At 60.4% G+C, this 14,769-nt stretch carries 12 protein-coding genes; 5 read left to right on the forward strand and 7 right to left on the reverse strand.

Features of this window, described 5'->3' with window-relative positions; all coding sequences use genetic code 11:
* Positions 1-5: 5 nt before the first annotated feature.
* From PQQ52_RS14120 to PQQ52_RS14135, 4 genes are all read right to left on the reverse strand, one after another.
* Positions 6-1,961, reverse strand: coding sequence for an arylsulfatase (locus PQQ52_RS14120; RefSeq protein ID WP_408211964.1), 1,956 nt, complete (start codon positions 1,959-1,961; stop codon positions 6-8).
* 160 nt (positions 1,962-2,121) lie between these two features.
* Positions 2,122-2,664 (reverse strand): hypothetical protein, encoded by a 543-nt coding sequence (locus tag PQQ52_RS14125; RefSeq protein WP_408211967.1) that lies wholly within the window; start codon positions 2,662-2,664, stop codon positions 2,122-2,124.
* 95 nt (positions 2,665-2,759) lie between these two features.
* On the reverse strand, positions 2,760-3,407 hold the full coding sequence (locus PQQ52_RS14130) for a response regulator (RefSeq protein ID WP_408211970.1): 648 nt from the start codon (positions 3,405-3,407) through the stop codon (positions 2,760-2,762).
* 2 nt (positions 3,408-3,409) lie between these two features.
* Complete coding sequence (locus PQQ52_RS14135; RefSeq protein ID WP_408211973.1) at positions 3,410-4,819, reverse strand: cache domain-containing protein; 1,410 nt, start codon at positions 4,817-4,819, stop codon at positions 3,410-3,412.
* 454 nt (positions 4,820-5,273) lie between these two features.
* Here PQQ52_RS14135 and PQQ52_RS14140 point away from each other — a divergent pair, with 454 nt between their 5' ends.
* Both PQQ52_RS14140 and mctP read left to right on the forward strand, forming a co-directional pair.
* Entirely contained in the window at positions 5,274-5,471 is a 198-nt protein-coding gene (locus tag PQQ52_RS14140) for a DUF3311 domain-containing protein (protein ID WP_093634922.1), read from the forward strand.
* Positions 5,468-6,949: a monocarboxylate uptake permease MctP gene (gene mctP / locus PQQ52_RS14145; RefSeq protein ID WP_408211976.1), complete on the forward strand. Its 1,482-nt coding sequence runs from the start codon at positions 5,468-5,470 to the stop codon at positions 6,947-6,949. Before PQQ52_RS14140 ends, mctP begins: the two co-directional genes overlap by 4 nt.
* 824 nt (positions 6,950-7,773) lie before the next feature.
* Here the strand turns inward: mctP and motB are convergent.
* Both motB and motA read right to left on the reverse strand, forming a co-directional pair.
* Complete coding sequence (gene motB / locus PQQ52_RS14150) at positions 7,774-8,763, reverse strand: flagellar motor protein MotB (RefSeq protein ID WP_408211977.1); 990 nt, start codon at positions 8,761-8,763, stop codon at positions 7,774-7,776.
* Positions 8,764-8,777: 14 nt separating this feature from the next.
* Complete coding sequence (gene motA / locus PQQ52_RS14155) at positions 8,778-9,647, reverse strand: flagellar motor stator protein MotA (protein ID WP_408211980.1); 870 nt, start codon at positions 9,645-9,647, stop codon at positions 8,778-8,780.
* 430 nt (positions 9,648-10,077) lie between these two features.
* On the opposite strand from motA, the gene PQQ52_RS14160 reads away from it, so the two are divergent.
* Together PQQ52_RS14160 and PQQ52_RS14165 are read left to right on the forward strand one after the other, a co-directional pair.
* Entirely contained in the window at positions 10,078-11,091 is a 1,014-nt protein-coding gene (locus PQQ52_RS14160; protein WP_408211982.1) for a hypothetical protein, read from the forward strand.
* A gap of 157 nt (positions 11,092-11,248) precedes the next feature.
* Positions 11,249-12,661 carry a DUF2252 domain-containing protein gene (locus PQQ52_RS14165; RefSeq protein ID WP_408211985.1) on the forward strand — a complete coding sequence of 471 codons (1,413 nt, stop codon included), beginning with the start codon at positions 11,249-11,251 and terminating at the stop codon, positions 12,659-12,661.
* A 60-nt stretch (positions 12,662-12,721) separates the two neighbouring features.
* Here the strand turns inward: PQQ52_RS14165 and PQQ52_RS14170 are convergent, their stop codons facing one another.
* A complete protein-coding gene (locus PQQ52_RS14170) occupies positions 12,722-13,579 on the reverse strand; it encodes a polysaccharide deacetylase family protein (RefSeq protein WP_408211988.1) in 858 nt (285 codons plus the stop codon).
* 254 nt (positions 13,580-13,833) lie between these two features.
* Here PQQ52_RS14170 and PQQ52_RS14175 point away from each other — a divergent pair, with 254 nt between their 5' ends.
* Complete coding sequence (locus tag PQQ52_RS14175; RefSeq protein ID WP_408212263.1) at positions 13,834-14,709, forward strand: LysR family transcriptional regulator; 876 nt, start codon at positions 13,834-13,836, stop codon at positions 14,707-14,709.
* Positions 14,710-14,769: the final 60 nt, after the last annotated feature.

The raw sequence follows: 14,769 nt of genomic DNA on the forward strand, positions 1-14,769 counted from the left end.
CGTGCTCAGTAGTAACCGCGCGGACGCAACGGTTCGACACCGCCGACGCTGCTCATATAGTTGTTCCACTGTTGCACGAGGCCGTCGATTACCGACGGATTCTGCGTCGACACGTCCTGCGTTTCGCCGCGGTCGGCGCTCATGTCGAACAGTTGCCAGTGACCATCCACCGGGCCCAAAGGCGGCTCGGTCCACAAGGCTTTCCAGCGGCCGTCGGCGCTGCGTAGATAGCCGCGGCCGTAGGCTTCGTCGCCGAACGACGCGGTGTGTACGGCATCGGTGGTCTGATCGTTCAGCAAAGGCAACAAAGACTGCCCGGTGATCGGATAAACGTAGCGATTGTTGTAGACCACCTTGCCCTTGTTCTGATCGACGCCGGTGAGCGTATTGATCAGCGCCGGCGCGGCTTGTGTGGGCGGCGGGATCTGCGCGACAGCGAGGAACGTGGCGGTGTTATCGGTTACGTGTGTGAAGTCGCGCAGCGTGGGCTTCTGGGCGGTCTGACCCGGCAGATGGACGATCAACGGCGTGGATACACCACCTTCACCCGAATAGCCCTTCGTCAAACGGAACGGCGTGGCGCTCACTTCGGCCCAGCGCAAACCGTATTGCAGGCGCTGAGCGTTCTGCTTGCCATTGTCGGTGCCGAGTGTCGAATAGACCGGGTCCGCGGCGTTGGCTGTGTCGGTGGCGGTTGGGTCCGCGCCGGAGTCGATTGGCCAGCCCTCGGCGCCATTGTCCGACTGAAACATGATGAAGGTGTTGTCGTATTCGCCGATGTCTTTCAGGTGCTGGATCAGCAGGCCGATGTTGTGGTCGAGATTTTCGACCATGCCCGCGTAGATTTCCATGTAACGCGCCTGGGCTTTCTTCTCGGCGGGCGAGAGGCTTGCCCACGTCTTGTTCACAGTGCCTGGGCCGTAGTCGGTATAGCCCTGCGCGGCGCTATGCACGGCGCTGACATACTTCGCGTTGGTGGTGCCGTTGTTTGCGGTGGCCGCTGTCGCTACAAGCGTTTCCGATGCGCCGCCGTACGGCACGAAGTCGTTCGGAATGATGCCGAGCGCCTTTTGCCGCGCAATGCGCGCGTTGCGGATCACGTCGTAGCCGGCGTTGTATTTGCCGGCGTAATTGTGCAGATACGGATCGGGGACTTGCAGCGGCCAGTGCGGTGACGTGTAGGCCGCGTAGGCGAAGAACGGCTTACCGTCGCCCTTGTTCGAATCGATGTACGAGATCAGGCGTTGCGTGTAGAAGTCGGTCGAGTAGAACACGGCGGGGCTGCCGCCTGCGCCGCCCGGCTGTCCAGGCTGGCCGGGTTGCACGTAATGGCCGTCTTCGGTGTAGTTCTGCGAGTTCGCCAGTTCGTGAGCAAAGTGATTGGTCGCGGCGCCGCCGAGCAGCGCGTAGCTGTGCTCGAAGCCCCATTGATCCGGCGTTTGCCCGCCGCCCGTCGTGCTGCCGACGATACCCGAGCCAATGTGCCACTTGCCGGCCATGTACGTGTGATAACCGCCGTCTTTCAGCAATTGCGCGACCGACAGCGCGCGGTCGTTCAGATACCCTTCATAGCCGGGCAGGCCTTTGCGTTCGTCGGTGGGCACCCCCATCGTGCCTTCGCCGACCAGATGGTGATCGGTGCCGGAGATCAGCATTGAGCGCGTGATGGCGCAGACGGTGCCGGTATGGTGGTTCGTCAGGATGCGGCCCGACTGGACCAATGCGTCGAGGTTGGGCGTGTCGATTTCACCGCCAAAGGCATGGATGTCGGAATAGCCGAGATCGTCGGCCATGATGTACAGAATGTTGGGGCGCTTCTGCGCGACCACGGGCGTGGGCGCAGCCGCCGCCGGTCCGGGCAGATTATCGTTGCCGCAGGAAGCTAGCACGACGAGGCCGGCGACGGCCGCGCCGATGATGCCGAGACGAAGGGTGGGGCGTTGCGATCGTTGTGTTGTCATTGTTGTGCTGACCGGATATGTCGGGTCGCCGATGTTAGCAATGACGTCAGGACGGCCAAAGATCGATTTCTGCGTTGCTATGTTCGATTGTCGATATAGGCGCTGGAGCGTGATAGGGGATATAACGCGTGGCGCAATCTGGTGCGTTTTATGTGCGCGGCTAGTTACCCGGATCGATCACGGGTTTGTCCGGATCGGCGAGCGTCTTATAGGGGAGCGACGCAGCATGCGGATTGGTTGTGGTGTCGTCAATCACGCGATCGACGTCCGCGGTTTTAGCGAGTTCAGCGAGGAATGTCTGTTTGTCGAAACCCGGCGCAACGCAGCCTTGCACGTAAATGAAGCGGCGTTGCAGTGTGAGCCACAGCGTCGACTGTTCGCGCCAGTGGGTAGCGTAATTGATGTTGGTGAGACGGCGTTGGACGGCCTCGGCGATTTCCGTGTCGTAGAGGTACGCGTTCGACAGACGGCAACGGCCTTCCACCCAGCAACTATTGCCGCGCTCGATCCGGTAATGGCTATCATCGAGCCATTCCTGCTCGGTCTCGAGTGGACCCAGGGGCAGCGGACATTCGCGGATCGCTTTGGATATCTGAAAGAACGGGTCGTGGCCACGGTTGACGCGTTGCGCCTCTGCGTGGGCGTGAGTTGCGGCGAGGCAGAGCAGCAGACTGAACAGAGGCGGTTGGATCAGGCGTTTCATCGTCTTGGGCTCCGGGATTTTGAGCATGGGATAGACGGGTCGACGGTTTGACGCTCGACTACACAGTTGAGATTATGCAGCGGTGGCGCAGGACCTCACTGGCCTTTACGCCGGTTCTCGACGGCGAACTTGATCAACTCGGCCTGACCTTCGATATCAAGCTTGCGTTTCAGATTCAGCCGATGCGTTTCGACTGTGCGCACCGACAGGTCGTTGCGTTGCGCGATCTGCTTACTCGAGAGGCCTTCCGCAAGCGCCTCGAGAATATCGCGCTCGCGCGGTGTGAGCCGTTCAATGGGCGATTGTGTCGCCGATGCCTGGATCAATCGCGCGCCCAGCCCCGCGCTGAAAAACGTCTTGCCTTCCAGCACCGCGCCGATTGCCTGAATGATTTCCGTGGCGGGCGAGTCCTTGAGCACATAGCCGCTGGCGCCTGCGCGCACCGCCTGGGTCACGTACTCGAGGTTGTCGTGCATGGACAGCATCAGCACACGTATCGCGGGGAAGCGCTCATGAAACAGGCCGGCCAGCGCGATGCCGTTCATCCCGTTCATGCCGACGTCCATCAGCACGAGATGAGGTTCCTGGCTGGCCGCGAGCGCGAGTGCTTCCTGGGCATTGCCCGCTTCGCCGACGATTTCGATGTTGCGCACGGCTTCGAGACGGGCGCGCAAACCGTCGCGTACAAGCGGGTGGTCGTCGATCAGAATCAAACGTGCGGTGGCGAGTGATAGGTCGTTCATGGTCAGATTTCCTGCAAGGCCGACGATTGATTCGCAGATGCAACAACGGGCACGCGCGCCGTCACGATCGTGTGACCGGCTTGCGAGCTAAGCGACAGCTTGCCGCCCAGTGCCTCCAGCCGCTCGCGCATATTGCGCAGGCCCACGCCCGCGCGTGGATTGACGAGCGCGTGCGCCACGTCGAAACCGCGCCCGTTGTCAGAGATCGTCAGCGTGACGGCGTCGTTCGACACCTCCAGCGATAGCGCCGCGCTGGACGCGTGTGCGTGCCGCACGATATTCGTCAGCGCCTCCTGAGCAATACGGAACAGCACGGTGTTGACCGCCTCCGGCAAAGACACCGCATTGGTGTGTGCGATCTGCGTGAAGCCGATCTGGATACCCGACTCGTCGCTCAACTCGCGCGTGAGTTGCTCCAGTGCGGCGGCTACCCCGAGGTCATCGAGCATTGACGGACGCAGCGCGTGAGAAATGCGGCGTACTTCACGCAAGGTATCGCCGATGCGTGCGACGCTGGTTGTTAGCGCGGCTTCCGCAGCGGGTACACGCACGTCGCTGCGTTCGAAACGCGCCAACGCTGATTCGAGCAGCAACTTCACGGAAACCATCATCTGGCTGATACCGTCGTGCAATTCACGCGACAGGCGAGCCCGCTCACTTTCCTGAGAGTCGACTACCTGCTGCGCGAGCCGCTTCAGTTTTACGTCAGCGCTGCGATATTCGGTGACGTTGAGAACCAGTGCGCACAATGCGATCACGGCGAGTCCGGCCACGGCGATGCCGTCGATCCATTGCATCGTCCGATCGATGTTGGCCGCCGCGCCCTGATCGATGTGCGCGAGCGTCGCGTCGACATCGTCGAGATAGATGCCGGTGCCGATCATCCAGCCCCAGCGTTCGAGCGGCACTACGTAGCCGAGTTTCGATGCGAGCTTGCCCGTCGACGGACGATGCCACACGTAACGCACGTAACCACCGCCGCGCGAGGCTGCGGCGAGCAGTTGCTGGATCGTCAGGATGCCCTGCGGATCGCGCAGCGCCCATAGGTCGCGTCCCACGAGGTCGGGCTCACGCGGATGCATCAGCGAACGGCCGTGCATGTCGTAGACGAAGAAATAGCCGTCCTTGCCGAAATCCATTTTTCCGAGGATATCGAGCGCGCGGGTACGCAGCATCGCATCGTCGCGTGCGTTGTCGTGGCCGGCATTGTAGAGCGGCGCGATCGCCGTGGTCGCAAGCTCGACGTAGTGTTTGAGCTCGATTTCCTTGCTGGCCATATACGCGGCCTGAGTGGTCGCGTGCTGCGTTTCGGCGAGCGCCGTGGCTTCCTGGCGTACGCCGATTTCAATGCTGGCGATGGCCACCAGGAAGGGCACGATCGCCAGCAGGACAATCTTTGCTTTGAGTTTCATCGTTGAAAGGACGACCGATGGGCTACGTGGTAGTACGTAGCCGGCTTACGTAGTTGCGCGCTTGTGAGGACGCTCACGAAGGCGAATACTACATCCCCGCGAGGTATCGCGCGCTCCGGCGTGCGACGTCGCGGTGTCCGGGCCGCCCCGGCATTTTTATAAGCAGGCAGGAGACATATGAACCCGGTTCCAATGCCAGCGTGCGTACTGTCGCAAGGTGAGGGCGCTTGTCTTCGCTACGCGCGGGCATCTGCACGACCCGTGCATGACGTGCGCCGAGACCGTTGCTCATTCGTATGAACGTTCGATTCGCCGGGTTGTATGGGTGGCCGCACTCTCGCGCCGTGCAAAAAGCAAACTCCGGTTTTGCCGTCTAATATCAGGTAACCGGTTTTCCGCATGCCCGACCACAAGTCATGGCGCGCGGTTTCAATAATAGACTTAGGAGAAGTTTGTGGAGACCTCCCAATCTGCCGGCCGTTCATGGCTATGGCTTATCTTGCTGATCCCGTACATCGCGTTGCTGTGGTTGCCGTTTTATAACGACACACGTCCCTCGTTCGCTGGCTTCCCGTTCTTTTACTGGTATCAGTTCTTGTGGGTTCCGTTGACCTCGCTACTGATTTACGTCGTGTACCGAGGTGTCAAATGAGCGACGTCAATCCTGTGAACCCGGTCGCGATGACCGTCTTTATCGCGTTCTTTGTTCTCGTCACCGTGATCGGGTTTTTTGCCGCGCGCTGGAAGCGGGGCGACCTGACGCAATTGCACGAGTGGGGCCTGGGTGGCCGCCAGTTCGGCACGGTGATTTCGTGGTTCCTCGTGGGCGGCGACTTCTATACCGCCTATACCGTGATCGCTGTGCCCGCGCTGGTGTATTCGGTGGGCGCGTATGGCTTCTTTGCGTTGCCGTACACGATCATTGTCTATCCGTTCGTGTTCGCGGTGATGCCGAAGCTGTGGAAGATCGCTCATGCGAAGAACCACATCACGGCGGCGGACTACGTGCAGGGTGAATACGGCGGCAAGTGGTTTCCTGCTGCGGTTGCGATCACCGGTATTGTCGCGACGATGCCGTATATCGCGCTGCAGCTGGTTGGCATGCAGGTGGTGATCAAGGGGCTCGGCGTGACCGGCGAAATGCCGCTGATTGTCGCCTTCGTGATTCTTGCGTTGTACACCTATGCAAGCGGCTTGCGGGCGCCGGCGATGATTGCGTTCGTGAAGGACATCATGATCTACATCGTCGTGATCGCGGCTGTGTGGTTGATTCCTGCGAAGCTCGGCGGCTATGCGCATGTGTTCGATGCGGCTGACACGTATTTCAAGGCCAAGGGCGGTGCAACCGGGATCATCCTGAAGCCGACGCAGTTCACCGCGTATGCATCGCTTGCTTTGGGTTCGGCGCTGGCGGCCTTCATGTATCCGCATACGATGACCGCGGTCTTGTCGTCCTCGTCGGCGAACACGGTGCGCAAGAATGCGATTTTTCTGCCGGCGTATACGCTGTTGCTGGGGCTGATTGCGTTGCTCGGCTATATGGCGATTGCAGCGGGTGTGCATGTGAAGTCGGCGTCGGACATGGTGCCGGCGCTGTTCAATACGCTGTTCCCGTCGTGGTTCGTCGGCTTTGCGGCTGCGGCAATTGCGATTAGCGCGTTGGTACCTGCTGCGATCATGTCGATTGGGGCGGCCAATCTGTTCACGCGGAATTTGTGGCGTCCGCTCGTTTCGCCGAATATCACGCCTGAGGCGGAGGCAACGACTGCGAAGATCGCTTCACTGGTTGTGAAGTTCGGCGCGCTGTTGTTCATTGTGTTTTTGCCGACGCAGTATGCGATTGATTTGCAGTTGCTGGGTGGGGTTTGGATTTTGCAGATTTTCCCGGCTATTGTGTTTTCTTTGTATACGCGGCGGTTGAACACGCCGGGGTTGTTTCTTGGATGGCTGGTCGGGATTGTGTTGGGGACCGGGTTGGCTATTTCGCAGGGGCTTAAGCCGGTGTTTGCTCTGCATATTGGCGATGCCACGTATCCGCTTTATATTGGGTTGATTGCGTTGGCCGCCAATGTTTTGGTTAGTTTTGTTGTGTCGGTTTTGTCGCCGCAGAGGGGTGTCGCGGCTGTTTGAGGTCTTTGGTTGAATGGCTGGCGCTGTGGGGGATTGGGTGCCTGCGGTGTTGGCCTTTTTCTTTGCCTTTCTCCGCCTTTCTTTGCCTTCTTGTCGGATTGCCTATGGCGTTGGCCTTTCCTTGAATTCTTAGTGGTTTATTAGCGTCGCCCCTGTGCGGGGCAGGCACTTACTTCTCTTTGCCTGCCGCAAAGAGAAGTAAGCAAGAGAAAGCGGCTCAAACCGCTAATTCTTAAGCGGATCCCCCGCGCAGCCACGGTAGTGGTGCATCTGGAATCTGTGCCCCCGCACATTCAACGCTTGTGACAATGCAGTCATGCTTCCCGCCTCGCACTACGTGCTCGCCGGAAGGGTTCATTATTCAAACCGATAGCTTCGTTTGGGCGGGGTGGGGGCCATCGGCTTCGCCTCGGCGAAATGCAGAATGGAACGTGAACGTGAAACGCCGCGATTGGTTCTGAGAAGTGCTCTTCGGCGCGCGCAGCGTCGCTGGAAGCATGACGGCTTTGTCACCGAGGCAGAATTTGCGAGAGCACGGATTCCAGATGTGCCACTACCCCTTCCGAGCCAGGGGACCCGCTTAAGAATTAGCGGTTTGAGCTGCTTTCTTTTGCCTACTTTTCTTTGCAGCAGGCAAAGAAAAGTAGGTGCCTGCCCCGCACAGGGGCGACGCTAATAAACCAATAACAATTCAAGGAAAGGCCAAAGACCAGAGGCCAAAGACCAAAGACCAAAGACCAAAGACCAGGAAAGCCAGATCAAGAAAAAGCCAAAACCGCAGGTAAACAGCCGACACCAAAACCAATCCAGACAGACAAAAAACACTACGGCGTGCTGCGCGAAACACTAACCGGCTGCAAACGCCCAATAACCTCGGGAATAGCCGAACTCGCAGGCGAAGTTTCATCGATCGCGGTACGACCACCGTCGTGAAAGAACGCGAGTTCCGCTGCCTTATTCAGCACGAGGATACTGATGCGCCGATTGGTCGGTTCGTCGGCGACATTGCTGTTCAGGGGCAACACGTCGGCGAGTCCGCGCACCTGCAGCAACTTCTCGCCGTGCATGCCGCCGGCCACTAACGCGCGGCGCGCGGCATTAGCTCGCTCTGACGACAATTCCCAGTTCGAGTAGCCTTCCGGTCCCGCCGTGTAGGGCACCGCATCGGTATGGCCGGCAATCGAAATGCGGTTCTCCACGTCATTAAGCGCGGCGCCGATTTGCGTCAGGATCGTCACGGCGTAAGGCTGCAGCTTCGGACTGCCGGACGAAAACATCGGCCGGTTCTGCGAGTCGACGATCTCGATGCGCAAGCCTTCATTGGTGATCGAAATACGAATCTGGTCCTTGAAGGCCTTTAACGCCGGGCTCTGTTCGATCAACGCGGTGAGCTTTTCTTTCAGTTGCTGGAGCCGCGCCGCATCCGAGGGGGCGATGGCCGTTGGGGCCACGGACGGCGGCGTCGGCTCGGTCTGGCTCTTCTTGCCGACACCGGGCCGGGAGTCGGAGATGTCGCGGCCGCCGCCCTGCACGACGCTCGGACGCGCGGCAGCCGTGCCTTCGCTGCCGCCGAGCAGGCTCGACAGCGGGGTGTTGAAATAGTCCTCGATGCCCTGCTTGTCGTACTTCGACGTCGAACCGAGCAGCCACATCAGCAGGAAAAACGCCATCATCGCGGTGACGAAATCGGCGTAAGCGATCTTCCATGCACCGCCGTGATGACCGCCATGATCCTCGCCCTTTCTCGAGCGGCGCACGATCACGGCCGCGGGTATTTCGCCTTGCTGCGGCGAACTCGACTTTCTTTCACTCATGATGCCGCTCCGCTTCAGGCCGATTTCGGCATCTTGGTGGCGCGCACGGCGTCGTCGAGTTCCTGAAAACTCGGACGGTCGGCGGTGAACAATACCTTGCGGCCGAATTCGACGGCAATCGGCGGTGCATAGCCGGACAGCGAGGCGAGCAGCACGGCCTTCACGCATTGATAAGGTTTGGCTTCGGCGCGGCCTTTGGCATTGAGCAGATCGGCGACAGGGCCAATAAAGCCGTAGGCGAGAAGAATGCCGAGGAATGTGCCGACCAGCGCACCGGCGATCATTTCACCGAGCACGGCGGGCGGCGCGCCGACCGAGCCCATCGTATGAACCACACCCATCACGGCGGCCACAATGCCGAATGCAGGCAAGCCGTCGGCCATTTTCTGAATCGCATTGGCCGCGACCGATGCTTCCGCGTGATGCGTGGCCAGCTCTTCGTCCATCAGGTCCTGCACTTCGAGCACGTTCACGTTGCCGCCGGACATCATGCGCAGATAGTCGACGATAAAGTCGAGCAGATGATGGTCCTCCAGGACGTGCGAATACTTCTGGAACAGCACGCTTTCTTGTGGTGCCGCGACGTCGGTTTCGAGCGACATCATGCCTTCCTTGCGCGCCTTCTGAAGCAACTCGTAGAGCAGGGCGATGAGTTCGAGATATTTCTCTTTCGTGTAGCCACCGCTTTTGAAGCACGAAGGAATCGCCTTGATGGTTTTCTTCAGCGTGGCAGTCGGATTGCTCACGACAAACGCGCCGATCGCCGCGCCGAAAATACAGAGTAATTCAAACGGCTGAACGAGCGCGGGCAGATGCCCACCCACACCGAGAAAACTACCGATGACAGACCCGATTACCAACACCCAGCCAATTACGACAAACATGCTTTCTCCGATTACCCTAGCGCGACGAACGTTCGATAGAACAGGCCCCATTTCAGGAGTTTTTTTGCGCGCGCCACAAAAGTTTCGTATGTACTGGTAAACGGCTGGATTCGCGATGTCTGAAGTGTCGGCAACCCGTAGAAATGAAAATATTCACCAACTGGTTAATCCTTCGAATTGGCTTCCGGTAATTTTGCCCGCGTCGCGGCTGATCGTTGCGGCTGCAACCAGTTAGGGATATTTCCGGGCTAGCTTATTGAGGGCGTCGATGCGCGGCCGGTCTATTCAAAATGCATGTCATTGGACGCTCTGCTAGCATGGCGAACAATTTGTAACGACGGCCGATCCCGGCGCTCAAAGCCGCCATCCGGATTCTTGTCGCCTCATGAATCCCGGCAGCGACAGCGGCCCATCCGGAGATGCGAACTGCATGCGGAATCTGAATTCGGCTGTTAGCCGTAGGCTCGTTGTCACGACGGCTTCCTGTATTGCCGGCTTCTCTCTTCTGTTCACATCCAACGTTATCCACGCTCAGGAGTTTTCGCTATTCGGCGGCGGCTCGCGCGCGGGCAGCACGAACACTTACACGTGGGCGTTCAACTACCAGGAGGGGCTCGGGCCATACTTCGCCGCGAGCTTCACGTGGCTCAATGAAGGACACATTCCCGATCATCATCGCGACGGCCAGATGGTCCAGTTGTGGGGCCGCATTCCCGTGGGGAATCCACAGTTCGTCCTGCAGGCAGGGGTCGGCCCATACCGTTATTTCGACACCACCACCGCCGTGCAAGGCGGAAGTTATGCCGACACTCACGGCTGGGGTGTCGTGTATAGCGTGCGCGCGGCCTACTACGCGTCGAGCCGGTGGATCACGCAACTGCAGTTGAATCGCGTGCACGTGCAACGCGGGCCGGATGCGACAAGCGTGATGTTCGGCGTCGGCTATCAGCTCGATGCCCCAGGCAGCCCCGGTCCACGCGACTGGGCGCGCGGCAGCACGCACAAGGTCACCAATAACGAAGTGGCGGTGTACCTTGGCCAGACCGTCGTTAATTCGACTCACTCGCCGAGCGCGCTGGGTGGCGCGATTGAATACCGCCGCGGCCTTGCGAAATACCTCGATGTGACGCTGGGCTATCTTCACGAAGGCAGCAGCAAGGCGTCGCGTCGCGACGGTATCACCAGCCAGTTGTGGGCAACCCGTGCGTTCCTTAACGACAAAGTCACGCTGGGGCTCGGCGTGGGCGCTTACTATGCGATCAACGAGTACGAAAACAGCCTGACGCCGGGCCCGGGCGCCGGGAAGTTTTCCGGTCTCGTCACGATCGCGGGCTCGTATCGCCTGACCGATCACTGGGACGCGCGGCTCGAATGGAATCGCGTCGTGACACGCTATGATCGCGATTCAGATGTGATTTTCGGCGGTGTGGGTTACCGTTGGTAAAGGCTCACGCAGTTGTGTAGTTCGACGTATGTGGCGGCGTGGCAATTCGATGCTGAATGCCGGCAAGCCGCTTCATAAGACGTCCCGTTGTACCGTGCCAGCAGAAGCAGTCTTCTAGAACCGATAGTCAGGATTCGCACAGAAACCGGAGAAGAGCATGAAAGCCAGCACCATCGCCGAGCGGGAAGCCCGTGGCCGCGCCGCCCGCGAACATTCGAAACGTTCGAGCCATCGTACGGTAGGGGAATTGCACCGCAACCCCATCGAGTTGCTCAAGCAAAGCAGCGAGGGACGCATTACGAATCTGGTGCCGCTGCGCTATGGGCGCATGGCCGTATCGCCTTTTACTTTTTTTCGCGGCACCGCGATCATTCAGGCCCACGATCTAAGCCAGGTTCCCGACACCGGCCTCATCATGCCGATTTGCGGCGACGGCCATCTGATGAATTTCGGCGGATTCGCGACGCCGGAGCGTCAACTCGTATTTGATCTGAACGACTTCGACGAAGTCGCGATCGGTCCTTTTGAATGGGACCTGAAACGTTTGACGGCAAGCCTTGTAGTCGCTGCGCGGCATATGCGGTTGAGCAGTGGTGCGGCAGAAAACCTGGTGATGACAGCCGTTAGCGAATACCGTGATCGCATGGCGCAATATGCGCAATGCGGCGCACTCGAACTATGGTACGACCGTATTACCTTTGACCGGATGGCGGAAACCGCCCTGACCCCCGAGCGTCGTCGCACCGTGCGCCGCGGCATGGAAAAGGCTGCGAGTCGTACGCACGAAAATCTGCTGGAGAAAATGGCGGAACGCGACGGCGACCACTGGACAATCCGCGATGCGCCGCCGGCACTCTTCCATGTGCTGGGTGCGAATACGCTATTCACGCCGGAAGAAGCTGACGCGTTCAGGGCGGCCAACTGGCGCAAGATGCTCGAGCGCATGTGGGGCGAGTACCTGAAGACCCTGTCGCACGACCGGCGTGAACTGCTGAGCCATTTCACCGTGCAGGACATTGTGTTCAAAGTGGTGGGCGTCGGCAGCGTGGGCACGCGCTGCATGGTGGTGTTGAGCGTCGATCACATGGATAAGCCGCTGTTCCTGCAAATCAAGGAGGCGCGGCCGTCGGTGATCGCGCAGCACTACAAGTCGCCGGCCATCAAGCACGAAGGCGAACGCGTCGTGCAGGGGCAGCGTATGTTGCAGGCCGCGAGCGACATCTTCCTTGGCTGGGCTACCGGCCCGCAAGGGCGCCATTTCTACTTCCGTCAACTGCGCGATATGAAACTGTCGGCGAACATCGAGTTGTTCGACACCGACCTGCTGGAAGGTTACGCGAAACTCTGCGGCTGGATCATGGCGCGCGCGCATGCCAAGGCGAGTGGCCAGGCAATTGAGATCAGCGCGTATATCGGCCGTGGCGATCAGTTCGCGGAATCGCTGGCCGGCTACGCCGCCACCTACGCGAACCAGGTGGAACGCGACTACGACGTATTCCTGAAGGCTTGCCGCAGCGGCGAGCTCGAGGCGCGCACGGACGAAGACATGGCAGCGGATTTCCGCGTGTAACGGCAGTGTTTGCGCGGCTTGCTGAAGATGTCAGCGAGCCGCGCGAAAGGTGTGGCGGGTTCAGTCGTCGATACGTGCTTCACGCAGTGTGACGAAGCGCAAATGCTGCTGGCGGGCCGCGTCGATCACGCGTGGCAGCACGGCGAGTATCAACGGTTTGCCCTCGACGGTGAGCGCGGCATTGCCGTCGTGCAGCAGCAGAATGTCGCGCGGCGCAAGGCCGTTGAGCAGCCGATGCGTCACCATCTGCGGATCGCGCTCGCGTGTGTCGTAGCCGCGCCGCGTCCATGCCGCGAGTCGCAAATCGAGTTTGCGCAGCACGGGCTCGAGAAAGATGTTGCGCAGCCCCGCTGGCGCGCGGAAGAACATGGGCCGCTCACCACTCAATGACTCGAAGGTGCGCTGCGCGGCGTCGATCTCGCGTGTGAGTGCGCCTGGAAACGTGATCGAAAACGTGTGCACGTGAACCTGCGAATGGTTTTCGAGCGTATGGCCGCGCGCGACGATTTCACGTGTGAGATCCGGATAGCGCTGCGCTTTCGCGCCAATACAGAAAAAGGTGGCGCGCACGTTGAATGCGTCGAGCAGATCGAGCACTTGCGGCGTGACGACCGGGTCGGGACCGTCGTCGATCGTCAGTGCGATCGCGTCTGCGTTGCGCGTGCCGGCGGGCAGGCGGGTCCAGTTCGGCCCCAGCAGCGAGGTGCGCGGCAACAGGCCGGCCACCGTGAAAATAGCGTGATTCGCGAAGATCGCGGCCAGCCACCACGGCCACGCGGCGGGCGTCAGCAGCCATCCGGCCAGCACGAAGATGTGCCAGGCGGCGGTGGCTGTGAGCATCGCGGGGTAGCCGGTGCGCGGCCAGCGGCGCTGCGGCGCGGACTCGGCGCCCTGCGGCGGCGTGGAGAGTTCGTTCATAAAAGCGTGCTTCCTGTCTTCCTGCCTCCGTCCTGGGAAGGCCTCGAATCGCGCGTGACGCGCAACAGCAAACGATACCATTGATGCATCGTTCGACGCTGTTGCGGAAGGTAACCATAAGTAATGAAAGCACGCTGAAAGACGTTATGCTTCGCGATGGCCCTGCTTTCCGGCCGAGCGTCGAGCGCCGGGCGCTGAGGGCCGCTCGCCTGTCCATCTATGCTTATTTCGCCGGTTTTGCCGGCCATGCATCCATGCGTTTGCGTCACATCGAAATTTTTCACGCCATCATGCGCACGGGGTCGCTCTCGAAAGCGGCGGAACTGCTCTGCGTCTCCCAACCCGCCGTCAGCAAGGCGCTCGCACAAGCCGAGCGCAGTCTTGGCTTTGCGCTGTTCAACCGTGTGCATGGCCGCCTGCAAGCGACGCGCGAAGCGGAGCTGCTGTTCTCGGAATCGCAGAAGCTGCAGGCGAATCTCGACGGCATTCGCCATCTGGCGCGCAACCTGGCGTTGCAGCCGGAGGGCCATTTGCGCATCGGCTGCTTGCCGAGCCTTGGCTTGAGTCTGATTCCGCCGGCGGTGCAGGCCTTTCGCCGTGCTTATCCGCGTGTGTCGCTGAAAATCCAGACGCGTCATACCGAAGAGCTGCTCGACGCCTTGCTCAGGCGCGATCTCGATCTCGCGGTCGCGCTGAATCCGCCGGCGCGCCCGGGTATTACCGCGGTCGAGCTGGGCCGCACGGCGATTGTTTGCGTCGGTCCGCCGGACGATCCCGACGCACAGCAGCCGATCGATCTGCCGGCCTTTCTCGCCCGCGACTGGATCAGCATCGGCAATAGCGATCCGCTTGGTGAACTGATCGGCAATGCGCTGGAAGCACAGGGGCTCGACGAAAGTGTGGCCGCGGTCGAAGCGCAGACCTGGTACGTGGCGCGCGCCCTGGCCGCGCGCGGCATCGGCTATGTGCTGCTCGACGAACTGACCGCACAAAGCGGCGCGGAACCGGTTGCGATCCGTCCGGTGACGCCCGCGCTCTCGGTCGGCGTCTTCGCGCTCTGGCGCGACGGCGGGATGGACTCGCAAGCTGGCAACGCGTTTCTCAACGTGTTGCGCGGGCCGTTCGCGTAAGCCGCCGTTCGAGGTCTTAACCTTGGGTTATGGAGCCGTGCATCTGCTCATTTGATGTGC

Origin of the sequence: Paraburkholderia sediminicola (assembly GCF_046030555.1) — a bacterium.
In the GTDB taxonomy this organism is placed as follows: Bacteria; Pseudomonadota; Gammaproteobacteria; order Burkholderiales; family Burkholderiaceae; genus Paraburkholderia; species Paraburkholderia sediminicola_E.